At 49.2% G+C, this 19,606-nt stretch carries 19 protein-coding genes; 17 read left to right on the forward strand and 2 right to left on the reverse strand.

The window, feature by feature from the left end; genetic code table 11:
* Window positions 1-337: 337 nt before the first annotated feature.
* The 4 genes from AC3RCI_RS03120 (at window position 338) to AC3RCI_RS03135 (ending at window position 4,408) form a co-directional block, all read left to right on the forward strand.
* Entirely contained in the window at window positions 338-1,657 is a 1,320-nt protein-coding gene (locus tag AC3RCI_RS03120) for an MFS transporter (protein WP_492527502.1), read from the forward strand.
* 281 nt (window positions 1,658-1,938) lie between these two features.
* On the forward strand, window positions 1,939-2,670 hold the full coding sequence (locus tag AC3RCI_RS03125) for an ABC transporter ATP-binding protein (protein ID WP_492473814.1): 732 nt from the start codon (window positions 1,939-1,941) through the stop codon (window positions 2,668-2,670).
* 19 nt (window positions 2,671-2,689) lie between these two features.
* Window positions 2,690-3,940, forward strand: coding sequence for an ABC transporter permease (locus AC3RCI_RS03130; RefSeq protein WP_492527503.1), 1,251 nt, complete (start codon window positions 2,690-2,692; stop codon window positions 3,938-3,940).
* An 84-nt stretch (window positions 3,941-4,024) separates the two neighbouring features.
* Window positions 4,025-4,408 (forward strand): hypothetical protein, encoded by a 384-nt coding sequence (locus AC3RCI_RS03135; protein ID WP_127540773.1) that lies wholly within the window; start codon window positions 4,025-4,027, stop codon window positions 4,406-4,408.
* Window positions 4,409-4,485: 77 nt separating this feature from the next.
* On the opposite strand, the gene AC3RCI_RS03140 is transcribed toward AC3RCI_RS03135, so the two are convergent.
* Window positions 4,486-5,760 carry a BaiN/RdsA family NAD(P)/FAD-dependent oxidoreductase gene (locus AC3RCI_RS03140; protein ID WP_492527504.1) on the reverse strand — a complete coding sequence of 425 codons (1,275 nt, stop codon included), beginning with the start codon at window positions 5,758-5,760 and terminating at the stop codon, window positions 4,486-4,488.
* Window positions 5,761-6,059: 299 nt separating this feature from the next.
* Here AC3RCI_RS03140 and AC3RCI_RS03145 point away from each other — a divergent pair, with 299 nt between their 5' ends.
* The 5 genes from AC3RCI_RS03145 to mutY all read left to right on the forward strand — a co-directional run bounded on the left by AC3RCI_RS03145 (window position 6,060) and on the right by mutY (window position 11,448).
* Window positions 6,060-7,757: a two-component system sensor histidine kinase NtrB gene (locus AC3RCI_RS03145; RefSeq protein WP_492527505.1), complete on the forward strand. Its 1,698-nt coding sequence runs from the start codon at window positions 6,060-6,062 to the stop codon at window positions 7,755-7,757.
* A gap of 221 nt (window positions 7,758-7,978) precedes the next feature.
* Window positions 7,979-8,413: a BrxA/BrxB family bacilliredoxin gene (locus tag AC3RCI_RS03150; protein WP_095293217.1), complete on the forward strand. Its 435-nt coding sequence runs from the start codon at window positions 7,979-7,981 to the stop codon at window positions 8,411-8,413.
* Between the two features lie 138 nt (window positions 8,414-8,551).
* A complete protein-coding gene (gene nadE / locus AC3RCI_RS03155; RefSeq protein ID WP_127540767.1) occupies window positions 8,552-9,361 on the forward strand; it encodes an NAD(+) synthase in 810 nt (269 codons plus the stop codon).
* Window positions 9,362-9,680: 319 nt separating this feature from the next.
* A complete protein-coding gene (gene acpS / locus AC3RCI_RS03160) occupies window positions 9,681-10,079 on the forward strand; it encodes a holo-ACP synthase (protein WP_127540765.1) in 399 nt (132 codons plus the stop codon).
* A gap of 52 nt (window positions 10,080-10,131) precedes the next feature.
* Complete coding sequence (mutY, locus tag AC3RCI_RS03165) at window positions 10,132-11,448, forward strand: A/G-specific adenine glycosylase (protein ID WP_492527506.1); 1,317 nt, start codon at window positions 10,132-10,134, stop codon at window positions 11,446-11,448.
* Between the two features lie 68 nt (window positions 11,449-11,516).
* On the opposite strand, the gene AC3RCI_RS03170 is transcribed toward mutY, so the two are convergent.
* Entirely contained in the window at window positions 11,517-12,128 is a 612-nt protein-coding gene (locus tag AC3RCI_RS03170) for a superoxide dismutase (protein WP_153976821.1), read from the reverse strand.
* A 521-nt stretch (window positions 12,129-12,649) separates the two neighbouring features.
* On the opposite strand from AC3RCI_RS03170, the gene AC3RCI_RS03175 reads away from it, so the two are divergent.
* The 8 genes from AC3RCI_RS03175 to AC3RCI_RS03210 all read left to right on the forward strand — a co-directional run bounded on the left by AC3RCI_RS03175 (window position 12,650) and on the right by AC3RCI_RS03210 (window position 19,476).
* Window positions 12,650-13,075 (forward strand): GNAT family N-acetyltransferase, encoded by a 426-nt coding sequence (locus AC3RCI_RS03175; RefSeq protein ID WP_095293213.1) that lies wholly within the window; start codon window positions 12,650-12,652, stop codon window positions 13,073-13,075.
* A gap of 228 nt (window positions 13,076-13,303) precedes the next feature.
* Complete coding sequence (lepB, locus tag AC3RCI_RS03180) at window positions 13,304-13,909, forward strand: signal peptidase I (RefSeq protein WP_261780176.1); 606 nt, start codon at window positions 13,304-13,306, stop codon at window positions 13,907-13,909.
* A 171-nt stretch (window positions 13,910-14,080) separates the two neighbouring features.
* Window positions 14,081-15,916, forward strand: coding sequence for a tRNA epoxyqueuosine(34) reductase QueG (gene queG / locus AC3RCI_RS03185; RefSeq protein WP_127540759.1), 1,836 nt, complete (start codon window positions 14,081-14,083; stop codon window positions 15,914-15,916).
* A 15-nt stretch (window positions 15,917-15,931) separates the two neighbouring features.
* On the forward strand, window positions 15,932-16,963 hold the full coding sequence (locus tag AC3RCI_RS03190) for an HD-GYP domain-containing protein (protein ID WP_336784305.1): 1,032 nt from the start codon (window positions 15,932-15,934) through the stop codon (window positions 16,961-16,963).
* A 225-nt stretch (window positions 16,964-17,188) separates the two neighbouring features.
* Window positions 17,189-17,452 carry a YneF family protein gene (locus AC3RCI_RS03195; protein WP_095293210.1) on the forward strand — a complete coding sequence of 88 codons (264 nt, stop codon included), beginning with the start codon at window positions 17,189-17,191 and terminating at the stop codon, window positions 17,450-17,452.
* Between the two features lie 93 nt (window positions 17,453-17,545).
* The gene (folE, locus tag AC3RCI_RS03200) at window positions 17,546-18,139 is read left to right on the forward strand and encodes a GTP cyclohydrolase I FolE (RefSeq protein WP_336784304.1); all 594 of its coding nucleotides are present in this window, start codon (window positions 17,546-17,548) and stop codon (window positions 18,137-18,139) included.
* 178 nt (window positions 18,140-18,317) lie between these two features.
* Complete coding sequence (locus AC3RCI_RS03205; RefSeq protein ID WP_492527507.1) at window positions 18,318-19,181, forward strand: lipoate--protein ligase family protein; 864 nt, start codon at window positions 18,318-18,320, stop codon at window positions 19,179-19,181.
* A gap of 70 nt (window positions 19,182-19,251) precedes the next feature.
* Complete coding sequence (locus AC3RCI_RS03210) at window positions 19,252-19,476, forward strand: hypothetical protein (protein WP_095293207.1); 225 nt, start codon at window positions 19,252-19,254, stop codon at window positions 19,474-19,476.
* The last annotated feature ends 130 nt before the right edge of the window (window positions 19,477-19,606 follow it).

Below are 19,606 nucleotides of genomic sequence, written 5' to 3' on the forward strand. Positions count from 1 at the left end.
TGCTTTTCCAGGTTTTTTCTGTCCTCTTCGTTACGATTAACATGCAAACGATATATTCAACTTATATAGGGTTGAGTAGGTTACATTTGACGATTCAGATTGTCGCCATATCCTTATTGTAAGCTTCTGTTTCCACAAAAAACATGCGATATGTCACAAGATCTGCATTTTTAGCTTTTAAAATTTAAGCATTCGTCCTCTTCCAAGGCAGCTTGCACCTGAGAAAGTTCATCCTTCGGATGTTAGCACTTCTCCGTCTTCGGAAGGAGGTTGGTATAAGTTCCAATTTATATAATTAAAGCCATATCAACATTCCGGCACGTGGAGGAGAAGCGAAATGGAAATGACAATGAAGGGACAACGCGGACTGAAGCATAACCGTCCGTTTGTAACACTGATGGTGGCACAGGCCATCTCCAATCTGGGCGATTGGCTGCATCTGTTGGCGATCTTGACGTTGGTGGGGATACGTTGGAATGCTACGCCGTGGGAAATTACGTTTACTACACTTTGTGCGGCACTGCCTGTGCTGATCACAGGGCCGTTTGCAGGCGCGCTGGCGGATCGGATGAATCGGAAATGGTTGATGATCGCGGCGGACGGTGCACGAGTCGTGATTGTTGCCGGGTTCATTTTCGCCGATCAGATCTGGCATGTATACGTATTGCTTATTCTCAAATCGTTATTCGACGTCGTATTCTCACCCGCCAAGAACGGGAAGTTGAAGGAATTTGTGCCGCATGGGCAGCTGGCTCAAGCCGTTTCCATCAGCTCGGTGATCGAACAGATGTCCAAAATTATAGGTCCTGCGCTTGGCGGATTGCTGGTGGCCGCCTTTGGGATTACCTGGTGTTTTATTCTGGATTCAGCCTCGTTTCTCATCTCGGGTATTATTTTGCTGTGGATTCCGGGTAAGCGGGTGATCCAATCTGCAAGACCGTCCCTACAAGAAAGTAAGGGAGAAGGAAAAAGGGGCATTTCATCCCGAGAGAATGGTGCTTTCTTAAAGGATACGCTGGAAGGCGTTCGTATGCTCGCTTCACTTCCACAGGTAGGGTCTTCTCTCATTTTGCTGGCATCCGCCATTCTGTTCCTGCAATTTGCTGATTCCCAGACCGTTGTTTTGTTTAGACAGCTGCCTGGAATTTCGAGTGATCTGTTGGGGTGGTGTGTTGGTGCCAGTGGCGTTGGAACGTTAATTGCAGCCCTGAGTGTGAGGAAGTGGAAAAGAGCAGGACATGTGCTGAAGATGGGGCTGGGAACATCGATAACGGGGCTTGTCATTGGTGCAGCAGGAGTCGTTGTCGGCGTATGGCCGCATGCTGGTCTGGGTGCCAACCTGCTGCTGATATCGATGTTTGCCCTGGCAGGAATCGGAATTGGGTTCGCCGTGGTGCCCTTTCAAATTTTGCTGCAGGAACAAACTCCTGAAGCGATGACTGGGCGTGTATTTGGGACTGTTGGCAGCGTCATGACAGCAAGCAATATTATGGGGCCTGTTGTAGGGGGATTTCTGGTCACATCGTTTGGTGTTATCCCGGCCTTTGTATGTTCAGGCATTTTGATGACAATTCTGGGATTGGCCTATGTATTAAAACGCAGATCGAAAAAGATGGATGTAACGGTGGCGAGTGAGGCAGTGGCTGTAAGCGAATAGCATCATTGTGTCAGTACTTGATTGACAACCATCATAACCAGCGTGTGTCCACGAGCGAAACCACAACGGTGGTGGGTTGTAATCGGTAAGATGATTTTCCACTGGATAATCATGAAAAAGCAGGGGCTCCGGAACCCCTGCTTTTTTTGTGTGTTTGAAGGTTTTTCATTGTCCACCTCTAATTCATTAAAGATGCTCAAAATGATCAAACACAAAGCTAATAACTCCATTACAATAATGGAGAACACACTGGACAAGTCATTAACCGGGGAGTGAAGGCCATGAAGATTGAAATTGAGGAGTCAGCATCGAAGCAGTCCATACTGGACGTACATATAGCCGAGGCAGGATATGAAGCAGGCAAGTCGACGATACAAAACATCCAAATCCAGGTGTATCCAGGAGAACTGGTAGGTATTATTGGTCCAAACGGGGCGGGCAAAAGCACGACCATCAAAACGATGCTTGGCTTGCTGGAGCATGCCGAGTTTGAGATTACAATTGGAGGAGAGGGCAGATATGCCTACATCCCGGAGCAGCCTGTCTTTTATGAATATATGACTCTTTGGGAGCATCTTGATCTTGCGGCAGCGGCGTACGAAATGGAGGAAAGGGACTTTGTTGCGAGAGCGGAGGAATTGCTGGTCCGTTTCAGTATGGATCATGTACGCGATGATCTTCCTGGCAGTTTTTCCAAAGGCATGCGTCAGAAAATGATGCTGATGATCGGCTTCCTGGCCTCACCTGATGTATATATTGTAGATGAGCCTTTTATTGGACTGGATCCGCGCGCAACGAAGGATTTCCTGCAGTTGCTCGATGAGGAACGCCGCCGCGGGGCAGGGGTGTTAATGTCCACGCATGTACTTGATACAGCGGAACGGATCTGTGACCGATTTGTACTGATTGCAGCAGGCAGATCGGCCGCTGAAGGCACGCTGGATGAGATTCGCGCTGTCGCCGGGCAGCCCGAATTATCCTTATTCGACTGTTTTGATATACTGACATCCTAGTCAGGGAGGTGAAAGAGGGATGGGAAACTCTGAGCGATATACACCACTTCGTTTATATAGACGCAGGCGTCGAGAGCATTTCAATGGACAGTTGAAAAATCTGAGATTGGCAGTGGACTGGACGGTATGGTTGTATCTGCTGGTTCCGGGGCTGCTGTATCTGATCGGGTGGTATTCGAGCCTATGGACCAAACCGCTGCCAACATGGGCGACTGAACTATCTGTGCCTGTCCTGACAGGGCTGATCGATATCGTTATGCTTTCAGGCGGTGTACTGATCTTTGTGGAAGAAGCGGACATGCTGTTTCTGAAATCAAGACCATTATGGATGCGGACTTTAATGAAGCAAGGGCTTTTCGGGGCCTGTGTGCTGCATTTGGGCAAAATGATTGTGATTACGGCCTTGACCGCACCCTTGTGGTCTCGTGTTTATGACATGTCATTTACACCTATCGCGCTTCTTGCGCTCTGGTTTGGTATCGTAGCTTCAATTCAGGCGATCGCTCTGCACATCATTAAGGTGCGAAATACCGGATGGAGACGCTGGATTCGACTCATCCCTGCCGCGATTGCCTTGGGACTTTTTACGATCCGTACAACGTCATGGATGGACGGAGAGATCTGGAGACAGCTTGCTGGAATCTTTGTCGGAATCCTTATCCTTGTCACTCTGATCCAAATGAGGCTGTTGATGAAGGGCACGTTTGAGGGGGATGTACGGGAGGATTTACGAGGTCGTTTGAAGCTAACAGCGCTTATGTTAAGTCAGTCTGTTTCCAAGCCGAAGGTTCCTCGTACAAAAACAGTCGTTTTTCGCAAAAGGCGCAGGCTTCTGCGCAATCGTTCCATGTCCAACCGGACAGCCGAAACGGCTTTCAAAGCTTTCTTTCGAGACTCTTCCTCGATGAAACTGTATTTGCAGCTGGGTAGTCTCTCCACAGCAGCAGTCATGCTTCCCCCTTTTCCCGTTAATGTCATCGTGTGCTGCTTGCTGATTATTATGCTAACCCTGCTGTTTTATCGCTCATGGGATGTGTTCGTGACTTCAGACTACGTGCAGCTCCTATCCTATGACCCGGCTGCTCTGCACCGTGCAGGATTGACAATGGTTCGGATGCTGTTTATCCCGCTGGGCCTTATCATGGGTTTGGCTTTGGGAATAACCTGGCTTGGCTGGCTGTTAAGTGTCATTGTTGCAGCAGCTGTTGTGGTCTTTGGACTCTTCTGCCTTTCCGTGGGAGGATGGATTCGATTGACCCGTTCAAGCTAAAGTATTCCAGTAGAAATCGCATATCGTTTTCCATTAGTGACCATGCTATAGGAGAGATCAACTGTAGCGAGGAGGAAAAAACGAATGATGGACGATAGTGAACTTCAGGTACATTTTTCTGACCATTCAGCATTGCTTGCGGCGGAGGCCACGCTGAAGGAGCTTGGATATAAGCCGTATCAATCGGGGCCGCTGGAATTGTACATTCCTACCGATCGCCAGGATATACAGTCGGCGGTGGAGATTGTGCAGTCACACGGAGGAAGCGCAGCGTTCCTGGCTGAAACAGACGGGTTTGATCAATTTCAGGATATATCCATTCCGGCTCATATCATTAACGAGGATTGGCAAGAAGGTTATGCAAATGGAAATCAGGACAGTGGGCTTCAACAAGGATTGCATAATCGGGACGATGACCCAACCTTTGACGATTCAGTGGATGGATTCTCCGGCAGTGTAAAAGCATAATCAGATGAATAGTCAAAAAACCTCGGGTCCCACAGCATGTGGGCACTTCGAGGTTTTCTTGTTTTTGGCATGTTTATTTATCTTAAACTACTGGCGTTTTTGTACTCTGCGGCATGCATGCCAGCGGTGTATCCGGTAGAGAATGCAGCGGTAATGTTATACCCACCAGTGTAGCCGTGGATGTCCAGAACCTCACCGCAAAAGAATAGACCCGGCAGCAGCTTGGATTCCATTGTTTTTGGGTATATTTCCTTTAAGTGCACACCTCCGCCAGTGACGAATGCCTCTTTGAGAGAACGCGTGCCATCCACGCGGAAGGTAAAAGCCTTCATCAGCCCGCATAACGTGCTCAGCATGCCCTTAGGAAAATGGTGGAATGTCAGCTCTTCGCTGATTTCGGCACGTTTCATCAGTAATGGAATCATGCGTTCAGGTACCCATGCTTTCAAAATGTTCTTAACTGCCTTGCGTGACTCTTGCTCCAGAACCTGCTGGACCTGTCTTTCCAGTGCAGCTGGAGTGAGATCAGGAAAGAAATCAATGCTCATCGTGACCTGAGTGCTGCCGGATTTCATTTGTACCTTACGAATGAACTGACTGCAGCGGAGGGCGATAGGACCCGATACACCAAAATGCGTGAAGATCATATCACCACGATGCGAAATCACAGTCTTGCCTTTGGCATCCAGCACGGATAACCCTACATCCCGCAAAGATAATCCCTGAAGTTCTCTGGATTGGATCCAGCTCTCACCGGAAACAATGGGTACCTCTGTCGGGTAAAGCTCCGTAATTGTATGTCCGGCTGATTCAGCCCAAGGATAACCATCCCCGGTTGAACCGGTTTGAGGTACGGATTTGCCTCCAGTTGCTATAATGACCGCATGGGCTTTGACGCTCTTCCCCGAGGCAAGCTTGACACCCTGTACATGCTGTCCATCATGAATCAGCTCCTTGACAGGCTCTTTGGTACGAATCTCCACACCCAGAGAAACCACCTTCCCGACCAGAGCATCGACCACCGTTTTGGCCTTGTCTGTAACGGGAAACATTCTTCCATTGTCTTCTTCCTTCAGGGCAATACCCAGGTTTTCGAAGAAACGCATAATTCCCTGATTGTCCAGATTTTGAAATGAACTATATAAGAAACGTCCGTTACCGGGAATATGCCTGATCAATTCATCTGTCTCTTTGGCATTGGTCACATTGCATCGACCACCTCCGGAGATTCCGAGCTTGCGGCCCAGTTGATCTCCCTTATCCAACAGAAGCACAGAGGCTCCGTGCTCGGCAGCAGCAACGCATGCCATTAAGCCTGCGGAACCGCCACCAATTACAATGACATCGTACATATATTATTACCCTCTTTTTCCATTGATTTTGTCTACTTTATTGCTCTTAATTGAACACTGGTAAGAAATTGAATAAACCACATATAGATTCCAGCTATTTCCGTTTTCTATATATAGTACACTTGGACGTTAAAAATCGAATTATGCAGGATAATAGGACAAATGGTACACATTTTTAACCATTTATAATGAAAGCAACTGTTCTATTATGCAGTCTCAAGGGATATATTGTAATATACTGTCGCCTATGTTTTAATCAGAAATACATGAGGGAATGTGCGGGCGAGGAGGGAGATGGCATGGTGGTTGCGTTAAAGGACATTCTTTTACAGGTGCTGCTTGCAGGTTCTGCGGTATTCCTGATTCCCTTTTTTTATCTGGGGCTTCCCAAACAAGTTCAGGCCAAGACAGATCGTAGTAGAATGATGCTGAACAGCCTGGCAGTGACAAGTGCGGCCAGCATGCTGCTCTGTTTGTTGTTTGCCCATTATGCGAGTCCCGCGGCCGTTCCCATTTCATTGGGTGTGATACCTCTTACCATCAGCATATTGTACTGCCGGCCTGTGATAGGCCTCACGCTTACCCTTCTCCATGTAATCGCTTATTTTCTTATTGGACATCCCTATACCTTGTACGAGTTTCTCCTTCAAACAGGCATTCTTCTCTATCCTATTGTATGGTTGACGGCCAGACGATTCAAGCACTATACGCATTCACGCAAAATTACGATGGTCAGCTCGTTGATCGCAGCAGAATTGATTGGTTCCGCCCTGCTGTGCATTCCTTTGATGGATGGAAATTCTACGTTATCCCTAGCTCAAGGAATAGGCATCATGCTGGGGTACATCATTGGTGCTGTTTTTGCAGGCAGCTTTAGTATGCTCTGGATTGAGCATATGCATCATCATCAGGGGCTTGAACAACATCTGTCCGAAGTTCATCATCAATACATATCCGAAACGGAAAAGCTTCACCAAATACTGAACGCAGTTCCATTATCCATCGCTACAGTGGACCCGGAGGGAACTGTACAGTTTGTTAATGATACCATGGAGCAAACAGCAAGAAATCAACTGCCCTGTACGACCACTTCCAATCTGATTGGGCTCCCTGCAAGCCAATTTGTCGAACAGGGGCAGGCTGACAGATTGGAGAACAGTATACGTAAGGCGGTTGTGGATGGGGAAATCAACGGTATGACCGTACGTTACGGCTCCTATGTATTCCAGTCGCGGACCGTGCCGATCTATTCCCTTTCTCATGAAAGGTCAAGAGAGGTCACGGGAGCCATGCTCATAATTCAGGACATTACTGAGCTGGAAATGCTGCGAAGCGAGCTGGACAATGTGGATCGTCTCAGTTTGGTGGGGCAGATGGCTGCCAGCATAACTCATGAAGTGCGGAATCCGATGGCGGTTGTACGCGGTTTCCTTCAATTAATGCAAGAGAAGAGTCCTGATTCGCTAGATCACTACTATCAGATTGTACTGGAGGAGCTGGACCGGGCAAACAGCATCATTAATGACTTTCTCTCCCTAGCCCAGAACCGGATCTCAGAAAAGGAAGAGTCCCAGCTGCACGACATTATACATGAATTGAGCCCGCTGTTATGGGCAGATGCCAATCTGCGTGGACAGAGTATCGAACTCATGCTTGACCATAATGTGCCGAAGCTGCACCTGAATACGAAAGAAATCAAGCAGGTAGTGCTCAATCTGGCTCGCAACGGCATGGAAGCCATGACAGAGAAAGGGGTTCTGACGCTCGAAACGCGGATGGTGGATGACAAGGTCGAGCTGTGTGTACACGATACAGGTGCAGGCATAGCGCAACAGAAGCAAGAGAAGCTATTTGAACCTTTTTATACGACGAAAGCCAAAGGGACCGGGCTCGGGTTATCCATGTGCAGAAGCATCGTAGAACGACACAACGGAACGATTACGGTGGAGTCGCAGGAAGGCGAGGGCACGACCTTCAAGGTTTCGTTTCAACGATAAAAGCGCAGCATATTTTGCCAGAGATCAAGACATAATAATATGAATGAAGCCTTACCGCAGGCGGAGTCTGAACCTTGCTTTCATTGCTTGGCGATGTATAATAGGGATAGCACATCATTAAAATCCATGTTTTGTATGGCGGAGCATTGATGATTGTTGATTCCGAGGCAATTACATGTTCCCCGAAATAATAGAACAACCATTAATAAGGAGTGAAACGAATGTCGATGTCATTTGATCAATACATGAAAGATATGGTTCAACCGATGCGGGATGAGCTGACTCGCCTGGGTATTCAGGAATTGCGTACCCCTGAGGAAGTAGAAGCTAGTCTGCCAGATGCTAAAGGAACAGCACTTGTCGTGATTAACTCGGTGTGCGGATGTGCCGCAGGCCAGTGCCGTCCGGGTGTATCTCAAGCCCTTCAGCACGATATTACACCGGATCACCTGTATACGGTATTTGCCGGACAGGACAAAGAAGCTACAGCAAAAGCACGTGAGTACTTTGCACCGTATCCTCCATCTTCACCTTCCATTGCTCTAATGAAAGACGGTGAACTCGTTCACTTTATCGAGCGTCACCAAGTGGAAGACCGTTCTGCGGAGGAAATTGCGGCTGATCTCACGAATGCATTTGACCGTTACTGCCGTTAATTAGCTCTAGGAGCGCCCCGCCCTTCGGATGACCGATGCCGGGGCGTTTCATTTTGAGCAAATAAGGTTATTGAAGCATTCGGACCTTTCAAGCTGGACATCAAATTTCATTTATGTAGAAACGGGGTGTGTTGAACGATGAGTTTGCAACAACAGATCATCGCTGAGTTGAAGGTTAAGCCAAGCATTAATGAAGAAGAGGAAGTCCGCAAACGCGTTGACTTTCTGAAATCCTACGTGAAAAATTCCGGTACCAAAGGATTGCTTATTGCCATCAGTGGCGGAATTGACAGTGCGGTTGCTGCAGCGCTGTGCAAAAAGGCTACAGACGAACTCACAGCCGAGAACAACCAGGAATACAAAACACTGGGAGTGTTCCAGCCATACGGTGAGCAATCCGATATCGATCACAGCTACGCGGTTGCAAAGGCATTTGACCTGAAGCATGTGGTGGAAACCAATATTGAAGATGCGGTCAATGAGATCGCGCTTGAAGTGGAGCAAGGCTTCAAATCCATGGGCAGCCCGCGTCATATGACTCCACAAGGCAAAGGGAATGTAAAGGCAAGAACCCGCATGGTCATGCAATACGCACTTTCTTTTGAAGAAAACCTGCTGGTGGTAGGTACGGATCATGCTTCCGAAGCCATCACCGGTTTCTATACGAAGTGGGGCGACGGGGCGGTTGACATTACACCGTTGAGCAGCCTGAACAAACGTCAGGTTCGTCAGCTCGCTGCATATCTTGGTGTTCCGCGCGAAATTTTGGACAAGGCTCCTTCAGCAGGGCTTTGGGAAGGCCAGACAGATGAACAGGAACTGGGCATTTCCTATGAGGATAACAGCGACTACCTGGAAGGCAAACAGATTGATCCTGCTGCGCAGGAGCGTCTTGAGTCATTCTATACACGCACTCACCATAAACGTAATGCCATCCCAGGCATCTAAAATCTTGGTGTAAGGTTTACAGGGTGAATGATTTAACCTGTTAATGAAAAAAAAGAGTCACTGCATCAGGCAGTGACTCTTTTTGCTGTAGTATCGGTTGGATGATATCCATTATGTTCAATTCTAGGTTTCCATCTGACGAAGCTGCATGCCCAGCTATATCTTCCCTGATTCTTATTTTCACATAAATGGGAATGTCGGTGAGGTACTCGCTTCTCGCTCTTCCTCCTGCTACAATAGAATACGTGTTCGGAGCAGTGATAAATAGAAACCATTCAAGATTCTACACAGCATAAAAGATTAAGCGGGTGAATCGTTAATGATATATGGAGTTGGAAACGATGTACTGGAGATCGGACGTATGCAGAAGCTGCTGTCTGGTCGTCATGCCGAAGCATTTATGAATCGAATTTTGACTCCGGCTGAGCGGAAATTGGCAGCTGAACGAGGGAAAAGGATGACTGAATTTGTGTCTGGCCGGTTTGCAGCAAAGGAAGCAGTGTCCAAGGCGTTTGGCTGCGGCATCGGCCGTGTGATGAGTTTTACAGATATCGAGGTGCTTCCTGACGAAAAGGGACGCCCGGTCGCAACGTTGTCTAGTCAGGCATGGGAACGGCTTCAATTGCCATATGACCAGCAGTATGATATTCATCTCAGCATTACGCATCAGACAGAGCTTGCAGCAGCTTTTGCCATCGTGGAGAAGACAGACAAATAGTCGGTAAGAATAGAGCAATAGGAATAGCAAGGTAACAGGAGAGGACGGAAATATGGGTTTAATGGAACAAAAGCAACACTTTAGTGTGAATTTGCTGGATTGGTACATGATTAACAGACGTGACTTGCCGTGGCGTCGTCACAATAATCCCTATTTTACGTGGGTATCGGAAATCATGCTTCAACAGACGCGTGTGGATACGGTCATCCCGTATTTCAACCGGTTCATCGCCAATTTCCCGACCGTTCAGGCCCTGGCCGAAGCAGCGGAAGAGGATGTGCTGAAGAACTGGGAGGGACTTGGCTACTATTCCCGTGCCCGTAACCTTCAGGCAGCTGCCCAGCAGGTGATGGAGCTGCACGGTGGAGAGATGCCGCAGGATAAACAGGCCGTATTTGCATTAAAAGGAGTGGGTCCGTATACAGCCGGGGCCATTCTCAGTATTGCCTTCAACCAGCCGCAGCCTGCGGTAGATGGCAATGTCATGCGGGTTCTGTCCAGATACTTCCTCATTGATGAGGACATTATGAAGGGCAGCACCCGGGTGCTTATGGAAGAGCTTGCCGGAGAGCTCATTCCGGAAGGGCGAGCGCGTGATTTCAACCAGGCGCTGATGGAACTTGGCGCGCTGGTATGTACGCCAAAAGCGCCGCACTGTCTGACTTGCCCGGTCATGGAGCAATGTTCCGGCCGCATCGCCGGACGGGAGCTCACGCTGCCGGTCAAGACCAAGGCGAAGCCGCCGCGCCCTGAGCAGCGGCTGGTCGCTCTGGTCGAGGGCCGCGGCGAGCATCGCGGCCAAGTGCTTGTGCGCCAGCGCCCAGCGACGGGCCTGCTGGCCCGCATGTGGGAGCTGCCGCATGTACTGGCGGCGCCCGCCGCAGCCGGCAAGGCGGCGGGGCCGCTGGCCGATGAGCCAGCCATGGCACTGCTGGCTGGCAGTCTGTGGGCGGAGGGCTTCGCTGCCCGCCCGGAGGGGCTGGCTACCCATGCGGAGCATGTGTTCAGCCACATCGTTTGGAACCTGCAGGTGTACAAGTGCACCGAGCAGGACCAGAGCAGTGAAGAGCTTCCGCTAATCGCTGCGGAAGCAAGAGCCGCCTATGAGGCAGATACCCAGGCGGCTGCCAAGGAGATGGAGGCTTCCGTGCTGGAGGCTTCCCCCTCAGCATCCGATCTGGACGGAGAGATCCTTGCGGAAGCAGCGGATATCTCCCCTGACTCAGCTCTGACCCAGACAGGCAAGGGGGACGGGCTCATCTATCGCTGGATTGGACCCAAGGATATGGACAAGCTGGCCTTCCCTAATGTCTTTTTGAAGCTGCTCAGCAGTTACTTTGCTGGGGCTTATGATGAAGTAAAGGAATAATCCCATAAAGAAAAGAGCCTGATTCAGTCATTAAGACCGAATCAGGCTCTTCTTATTGTCAGGCAGTCTTATTTCGCTGCTGCGTAACGTTTGTTTACTTCATCCCAGTTGATTACATTCCAGAAAGCGGAGATGTAGTCAGGGCGTTTGTTTTGATATTTCAGGTAGTAAGCGTGCTCCCATACGTCCAGACCCAGAACCGGAGTCAGGCCTTCGAAGAGCGGGCTGTCTTGGTTAGGCGTGCTAGTGATGGACAATTTGCCATCTTTGCCTACAACGAGCCAAGCCCAACCGGAACCGAAACGAGTAGTAGCTGCTTTTGCAAAGTCTTCTTTGAACTTGTCAAAGCCGCCCAGTTCGCTGTCGATTGCAGCTGCGATGTCACCTGTAGGAGCGCCGCCGCCGTTAGGTCCGATGATTTCCCAGAACAGGCTGTGGTTAGCATGTCCACCACCATTGTTGCGAACCGCTGTGCGGATGCTTTCTGGTACGCTGTCAAGGTTAGCGATCAGATCTTCCAAGCTTTTTTCTTGCAGTTCAGGAGCGCTTTCCAGAGCTGCGTTAAGGTTAGTTACATAAGTATTGTGATGGCGATCGTGGTGAATTTCCATCGTTTGTGCATCGATATGTGGTTCCAGAGCGTCGTTAGCGTAAGGAAGTGCCGGTAATTGAAAAGCCATAGTGAAAATACCTCCTGAGATTTTAATTTTTTTAAGCATTTTGCACAACCAATTGAACGCTCCCGGGCAAGATTCAGACGAAGATAAGCACTACAATCTATGTCTTGCTGAGAGTCACTCAGTGAATGGATGCAAACTGCTCAGGTACATATGTAATAATACCCTTGCCACTAATATTAAACCGCATCCGGGCTAATTAAGCAACATTTTTGTTTATTAAGTCCCCCGCAACGTTGATCAAATGCATGACTCGGGATAACAAACATATTTTACCCATTATGAATATATTTATGTGATATTAGCCGATTTAATAGACAAAAAAATTAATATTCGGATGTAAACGGTTACAATTAAGCGCTTTCAAAAGAAAATGCGTGTTTTATGGCGGAAAGTATGGTTTAATTGACGAAGAAGCGGTATTTTCTCGTTTTTTGTCATTATTCGAACATTGGGTTTTTGGTAAAAAGGGGAGCCCCTTTTTGTAAAACCTCATCAAGCTAACGAAAAGGGAGATTTAAGACATGCACGTTCGTTCCTTTCAGTTGAGTGATGCAAGCCAGATGACGGAGCTTCTCCAGGTTGCACTATCGGAAGAGTGTTATGAGAACACGATGGGCCCGTTTGCCCGTCAATTGTCATGGGATTCTGACCTGATTATGGTTGCGGAAGAAGAGGGAGACCTCGTCGGCGCCTTGATCGGTACGATTGATCACAACCAGGGATGCATCTACCGTATTGCGGTCCATCCAGACTATCGTCGCCGTGGAGTCGGCAAAACACTTGTCGAGGCCATGGAACAACGTTTCCAACAACGGAAAGTCAGCCAAATATGGGTCGCGGGTGATGAGCACAACAAAGCAGCCATGCCTCTATATGAAGCTATGGGTTACGGCGCCAATAAAATATTAAGTGCCTTTCAGAAACTTAGTATTTTGTCCAAAGCCTAGGTTTGAATGATTAAAAAAGAAATAAAACAGATTCTCATTTTATATTAGGCATATCCCTTTAACGTAACCACGTAGGGATATGCCTTTCTATTTGTATGATCCTAAGCTGCGGATTATGCCTGAGGTGATTGGTGTTCATAACCAATTGTTTCACTCCGGCAAATAAGATAGACTTAGAGGGAGTATGAACGCCTTTATTGGAACAAAAATGATAAACGAGGTGTCCCTTTGAACTCCAATATACCTTCTACAGAGCGTATGAATTCCGAAGATCGAAGCAACCAGACAGGGTCTGGACAGCCGGGGAAATCCTGGGCTGCAGAACTATGGGACTGGGTGAAGACAATCGTTGTTGCTTTTGTGATCATGATGCTGCTGAATCTGTTTGTATTTAACCTGTCGATGGTCAAAGGTCAGTCCATGCAGCCGACACTTGTCGAGCGGGATCGTTTGTTCGTCAACAAGATTGTCTATGATATTGGAAAGCCATCCCGGTTTGACGTTATTGTACTGCGGGATCCGAGTGAAGGTGTGGAGAAAAAGGAATTCCTAGTTAAACGCATTGTTGGGCTTCCGGGCGATACGGTTGAAGTACGTGACCACCATTTGTTTGTGAATGGAGAACAGCAGGCAGAGACGTATACGGATACCGAGGTGCAGGATCCTGATTTTGGCCCGATCACGCTGGAAGATGATCATTATTTTGTGATGGGTGATAACCGCCATGAGGGGAAAAGCAAGGACAGTCGCGTCTTTGGCAGTATCACATCCAGTGAGATTGTTGGTAAAGCTGAATTTATTTTCTGGCCGTTTTCCGAGATGAAGAAACTGTAAAATGTTGGTTTGGAAACTTTGGACTTCATTTTGCGTCAAATATATGGACCCTTATCACAATTTAAATGCGGTACACACGGAAGTGTACCTTTATAGACGCCTGTCCTCTCAAGCGAGGCGGGCGTTCACTGTTTAGTGAATATGAGTGGAGAAGAAGAGAGGGAAGAGAACATGACGAGCGTACAGACCGGGGCAGCTCAGGCTGGTTCCGTGTGGGAACAGTTAAAACAGGAGATCAAGGCAGCTGCCCCCGGGCTGGGCATTGATGATGTCGGTTTTGCTTCGGCAGAGCCCTTTGTTTCGTTAAAATCACTGCTGGAGCAGCATCGGGACAACGGTTATGCATCCGGTTTTGAAGAACCGGATATCGAGAAGAGGGTGCGTCCTGCCTTGAAGGAGGGCGAGCCCGCTTCGCTTATCGCCATCGCTGTGGCATATCCATCGAAGATGGTTAATCCGCCGAAGTCGGAACCTGGTGCATATCGCGGCATTTTGGCCCGTTCGGCCTGGGGCAGGGATTATCACCATGTGCTGCGCGAAGCCATGGACAAGCTGGTTCAATTTATACGGGAACGGGTGCCGGAGGCCATGATTGAGAGCATGGTGGACACAGGGGCACTTGTTGACCGGGCAGTATCCCAGCGAGCGGGCATTGGTTTCAGCGCCAAAAACTGTTCCATCATTTCACCCAAGTTTGGATCGTGGATCTATCTTGGTGAACTGGTGACCAACATTCCCTTCCAGCCGGATACGCCGGTAACGGAAGATTGCGGGGAATGTACAAAATGTATCGATGCCTGTCCGACAGGAGCACTGGTGGGTCCGGGACAATTGAATGCACAGCGGTGTATTTCTTTTGTAACGCAGACCAAAGGGTTCGTGGACGAAGAGTTCATGTTGAAAATAGGCAACCGCCTGTATGGTTGTGATACTTGTCAAATCGTCTGTCCGAAGAATCGGGGCAAAAACTGGGACCACCATCCCGATCTGCAGCCCGATCCGGAGATTGTGAAGCCGCTGCTGTTACCGCTGCTGGACATCGGCAATCGTGAGTTCAAGGAACGCTTCGGGCAGAGCTCTGCCGCCTGGCGGGGTAAAAAGCCGATTCAGCGTAACGCAGTGATAGCACTCGGCAATTTCAAGGACAAAAGCGCTGTACCGAAGCTAACGGAGGTACTGAAGCGTGATCCGCGTCCCGAGCTGCGGGGAACCGCAGCCTGGGCGTTAAGCAGAATTGGAGGAGAAGACGCAATGAGAGCAATTGGGGAAGCTGCCGCTAACGAACAAGATGGGAACGTACTAAGCATGCTGCAGAAGGCCAAGGAACGACTCAGTTCGTCCGGGTCCTTACCCGAAAAGCCGCAGGTTGGGCTAATGAGTGACAAGCAGCAAGAAGAACAGAAGAATGAATCAACCGATACGGATTCGAATGCATCCGGACAATCGGTGAAGCAGGAGGCGGCTGCGTGGAAACCTTCGCCCGTAACAGGGCTTCATGGTACGCCGGTATTTTATGATGAAGTGCTGACACCTATTGGTACACTTACGCTGTGTGCTACGGAAAAGGGACTATGTCATATTGATTTTGGAGCATTTCATGTACGTGAGGCTCACCTGCAGCAATGGGCCCGAACCTGGATTGGCGAGTACCGATACGAGAAAAACGAAGAGAGGCTGAGCGAAGCTGCGAAGCAGCTGCAGCAGTACTTTGCCGGGGAGCGAAAATCCTTCGAGTTGGAAATGGATCTGCTCGGAACACCGTTCCAGCTTCAAGTATGGCAAGTCCTGTCCGATATATCTTATGGAGAGGCCTCAACACACCAGCAGGTTGCAGAAACGATCGGAAGACCCAAAGCTGTTCGCGCAGTTCTGGATGCCATTAGCAAAAATCCGATTCCGATCATTATTCCCTGTCACCGCATCAGCGGCAAAGACGGAACCCTGGTAGGTTATGTAGGCGGTCTGCAAACCAAGGAGCAATTGCTCGCATTGGAGCAGCAATCGTAAGAGCGGGGGACGTTCATGAAGTATGTAAACGTGGAAAGTGTGGAGGCGGGCGAGTGTCTGGGCAAAACCGTATATTCAGGCAACGGAACAGTCCTGTTGTCTGCAGGAGTCCAGCTCACCGTATTTATGATTAATACGCTGAAGCGTATTGGCGTAACCATGCTGTACATCCAGGATGAAGCGTATAAAGATGTGGAGACAGAAGACATTCTGGATGAAGCCACGAAGCGGGCTATTATTAATGAAATGAGCGTGACGCTGGAGGCGGTGCGCTCCGGGAAAGACTGGAGCCCGAAAAAGGTTGCCCTTAGCATAGACAAGCTGCTGAACGACGTATTAAACGGGCGGGAACTGCTTGTCCAGTTAACGGATATCCGAACCAAGGACAACGCCCAGTACGTACATGCCATGAATGTATGTTTGCTTTCATCTGTAATGGGACTCAATTTGGGTTTGAACTACAATCAGCTGAAGGATCTGGCGGTGGGTGCGCTGCTTCATGATATCGGCAAAGTCGGAGAGCCTCCCGGCAGCGCTTCGGCGGCAAATGCTTCCCTTCACCATACCTGGCGGGGGTTCGAAGTCATCAAGTCCAAGCGGGAGTTCAGTCTGCTCGTGGCTCATACGGCCCTTCAGCACCATGAGCATGTGGATGGTACCGGGCTGCCGAGAGGCATTATGGGCAAGGACATTCATCTGTTTGCCAAAATAGTCGCTGCCGCCAATATCTATGATAATCTGATCAACGGCTCGTCTGGTCCAAGCCTGCTGCCGCATGAAGCCTGTGAAGAGATGATGGCCATGTCGGGTACGAAGCTGGATCGGGACATCCTGATTGAATTTAACCGCAGCGTATCCGTATATCCGAACGGAACAGCCGTCAGGCTGTCCACTAGAGAAACTGGAGTCATTGTCCGGCAGCATCGGGGGCTGCCAGGCAGACCGGTCATTCGGGTTGCACGCGGAAGCACGCGTTATGATCTGGATGTGGTCGAGGTGGATCTGGCCAGGGAAACGACCGTTTTCATAGAGGCGGTTATGACCTAGGTTTACATGGAGCTTGATGAGAGGTTTACCCCCAGGTTGAAGCGAAGTTTGGGTTCACCGATTTTTAACTATTAGCTGGAAAATCCGTTTGCTCCAATCGTGCGGAAATGCTATGATAACTTTCAGGAAATCCGGTCCGTGACACGTGTACAAGCAGGCAAGTGGACATCAGGTGCTGACACGGATTATCAGGCTTTTTAGATTGCATACAGAGGTGTCTAAGAGATGGAAATAGTTATACCGATTATCACATTGATTGTAGGTTTGGTCGGGGGATTTTTCATCGGGGTGTACTACTTGCGTAAACAACTCGAGAAAATGCAAAGTGATCCCGACATGCTTCAAAAAATGGCGAAGCAAATGGGTTATAACCTGAATGGCAAGCAAATGCAGCGCGCCCAGCAGATGATGAAGAACCAGCAGCCAGGCGCGAAGATGCCTCAGCCGGGGCAGCATCCTGCGCGTAAAAACTCGGGCCGCCGAAAATAATAGTTGTAAGCAAGCAAATTGCATAATCGATTATGCATAATGCTGAAGTGAAAGAAGGCTTACACCAAGTGGTTCGAAAGGAGGCGTTCGGCAGTGGCTGGCGTGAAAGATTATTTGAATTCAAAAGTATCCGACAATCGGGAGAAGATCGAGTACCATGTGGAACAGATCCTCAAACTGATCGGAGAAGATAGTACGCGAGAAGGGCTGCTTGAGACGCCTGCACGCGTAACCCGTATGTATGAAGAGATTTTTGGCGGGTATGAAGTGGACCCGCGCGATGTACTCGGCGTGACGTTTGACGAGAATCATGAAGAGCTTGTCATTGTGAAGGACATCGTTTATTACAGCCAGTGTGAACATCATATGGCGCCCTTCTTCGGCAAAGTGCATATTGGGTATGTACCCAGCGGCAAAATTGTCGGGTTGAGCAAAATGGCTCGGTTGGTCGAGGCAGTTACCCGTCGTCTGCAAGTTCAGGAACGTATCACTTCACAGATTGCCGACATCCTGAACGATGCTGTTGAACCGCATGGTGTCATGGTCGTTGTGGAAGGTGAGCACTTGTGCATGTGCTCCCGCGGCGTGAAAAAGCCTGGCAGCAAGACGGTAACTTCCGCGGTCCGTGGTTCCTTCCGGGACAATACGGCGCAGCGTGCTGAGTTTCTGTCTCTGGTTAAGGACTAAGACCCGAACCGGACAAGCTTTCAAGCCGTGTCCAATCATTAAAGGTTCACCTAATAAGCCGAGTTCCCTGGGAACCGGCTTATTTATTTATATGAGCATTTGTGTACATCCAGCGATGTTTAAAACCCTTTCCTTGTCTTATCCTGATTCAGATTCGTTTAGTCGGAGGTTAGCAAATATGAGTGTACCTTTGAATTCAGACAATACCGGACAGCCTGGAGCAGAGCAGGCGCTTCCGTCCAACTCGTCATCCAGGCTGCATCGTATACAGATCTGGGAAACCCCATTACTTCGGTATGGAAGCAGTGTGCTAGAGGCATTTGCATGGGAAGAAGTGATGTGCCGCCGTGTAGGCGAAGGGCATCTGCCGGTTGCCCATATTTGGCGTCATCCTGACGCATTTGTTGCAGGTCTGCGGGATCGCCGGCTTCCCAAGGCTGTAGAGGCAATGGAAGGCATAAGAACGCAGGGAACCGCTGTCTGTGTTCGTCCCTCGGGAGGTGCAGCTGTTCCTCTTCATCCTGGCGTGGTTAACATTTCATTGATTTTGCCTAACCCGGCCCGAGCTATCAATATTCACGATGACTTCCGCGAGATGGCAGCTCTTATTGCCGAGTCGTTAACACCATGGTCGAATCAGGCGCGAACCGGAGAGATCGAGGGTGCCTTCTGCCCCGGTGATTATGATGTCAGTGTAGGCGGACTGAAATTTTGCGGTATTGCCCAGCGAAGGCAGGCCAAGGCGTATATTATAACGGCTTTTATTATCGTCGAAGGGCAAGGAGACAAGCTGGCGGCAGATGTACGCAAGTTCTATCAGCATGCAGCAGACGGCCTGCAGGAAGGGTATCCCGATGTTCGTCCGGGCACCATGGCGAGTCTTCAAGAGCTCGCAGGAGTGCCTTCTGCAGCAGCTTACACCGCTTCCTTGGTCCGTACGCTTCGTAATCGATACCCTATGGCTGAGACTGACCACGTATTGTCCGTTGATCGAGAGGCAGTCAGGCAGACGGCAGAGCAGATGAAACTGCGCTACGATTAGTATCGTTCGAGAACACTTGGAATTGGTTAATAGAGATGATATGATGTGATTTCGGAAGGAGAGTGCCAAGATGGAAACATTAAGATATACATTTGAATATGAGGTTGTTTCTTCAGGCGAGAAGTCTGAATTCAGCCAAATGGCAACAAGCAAGGAAGAAGCTGCGGCTTTGATCGTTGCACGTATTGCCGACCTGGAGTTCACGGGTGAGGAAGATATCAAGCTGGGGGATCTGATTGCCATCAGCAAACAGGTTGGGGACAACTATGTTGCGTGCGAGGGCTGTGCTTCCTAGTCTAGCATGACGCGTCATTGACCTTATCTAAATACAAGCAAGTCTTCTTGAATCAAGAGGCTTGCTTTTTTTATTGCAAATGAAGAAGAGATATCTGGCAGTCTACCGGCTGGAGATATCTCTTTTCTCT

Source organism: Paenibacillus sp. MT124 (genome assembly GCF_058792755.1).

What these genes read in the sequence shown, in the direction of transcription:
- AC3RCI_RS03120 (WP_492527502.1), top strand. Translation starts at nt 338, where the DNA reads ATGGAAATGACAATGAAGGGACAACGCGGACTGAAGCATAACCGTCCG.
- AC3RCI_RS03125 (WP_492473814.1), top strand. Translation starts at nt 1,939, where the DNA reads ATGAAGATTGAAATTGAGGAGTCAGCATCGAAGCAGTCCATACTGGAC.
- AC3RCI_RS03130 (WP_492527503.1), top strand. Translation starts at nt 2,690, where the DNA reads ATGGGAAACTCTGAGCGATATACACCACTTCGTTTATATAGACGCAGG.
- AC3RCI_RS03135 (WP_127540773.1), top strand. Translation starts at nt 4,025, where the DNA reads ATGATGGACGATAGTGAACTTCAGGTACATTTTTCTGACCATTCAGCA.
- AC3RCI_RS03140 (WP_492527504.1), bottom strand. Translation starts at nt 5,760, where the DNA reads ATGTACGATGTCATTGTAATTGGTGGCGGTTCCGCAGGCTTAATGGCA.
- AC3RCI_RS03145 (WP_492527505.1), top strand. Translation starts at nt 6,060, where the DNA reads ATGGTGGTTGCGTTAAAGGACATTCTTTTACAGGTGCTGCTTGCAGGT.
- AC3RCI_RS03150 (WP_095293217.1), top strand. Translation starts at nt 7,979, where the DNA reads ATGTCGATGTCATTTGATCAATACATGAAAGATATGGTTCAACCGATG.
- nadE (WP_127540767.1), top strand. Translation starts at nt 8,552, where the DNA reads ATGAGTTTGCAACAACAGATCATCGCTGAGTTGAAGGTTAAGCCAAGC.
- acpS (WP_127540765.1), top strand. Translation starts at nt 9,681, where the DNA reads ATGATATATGGAGTTGGAAACGATGTACTGGAGATCGGACGTATGCAG.
- mutY (WP_492527506.1), top strand. Translation starts at nt 10,132, where the DNA reads ATGGGTTTAATGGAACAAAAGCAACACTTTAGTGTGAATTTGCTGGAT.
- AC3RCI_RS03170 (WP_153976821.1), bottom strand. Translation starts at nt 12,128, where the DNA reads ATGGCTTTTCAATTACCGGCACTTCCTTACGCTAACGACGCTCTGGAA.
- AC3RCI_RS03175 (WP_095293213.1), top strand. Translation starts at nt 12,650, where the DNA reads ATGCACGTTCGTTCCTTTCAGTTGAGTGATGCAAGCCAGATGACGGAG.
- queG (WP_127540759.1), top strand. Translation starts at nt 14,081, where the DNA reads ATGACGAGCGTACAGACCGGGGCAGCTCAGGCTGGTTCCGTGTGGGAA.
- AC3RCI_RS03190 (WP_336784305.1), top strand. Translation starts at nt 15,932, where the DNA reads ATGAAGTATGTAAACGTGGAAAGTGTGGAGGCGGGCGAGTGTCTGGGC.
- AC3RCI_RS03195 (WP_095293210.1), top strand. Translation starts at nt 17,189, where the DNA reads ATGGAAATAGTTATACCGATTATCACATTGATTGTAGGTTTGGTCGGG.
- AC3RCI_RS03205 (WP_492527507.1), top strand. Translation starts at nt 18,318, where the DNA reads ATGAGTGTACCTTTGAATTCAGACAATACCGGACAGCCTGGAGCAGAG.
- AC3RCI_RS03210 (WP_095293207.1), top strand. Translation starts at nt 19,252, where the DNA reads ATGGAAACATTAAGATATACATTTGAATATGAGGTTGTTTCTTCAGGC.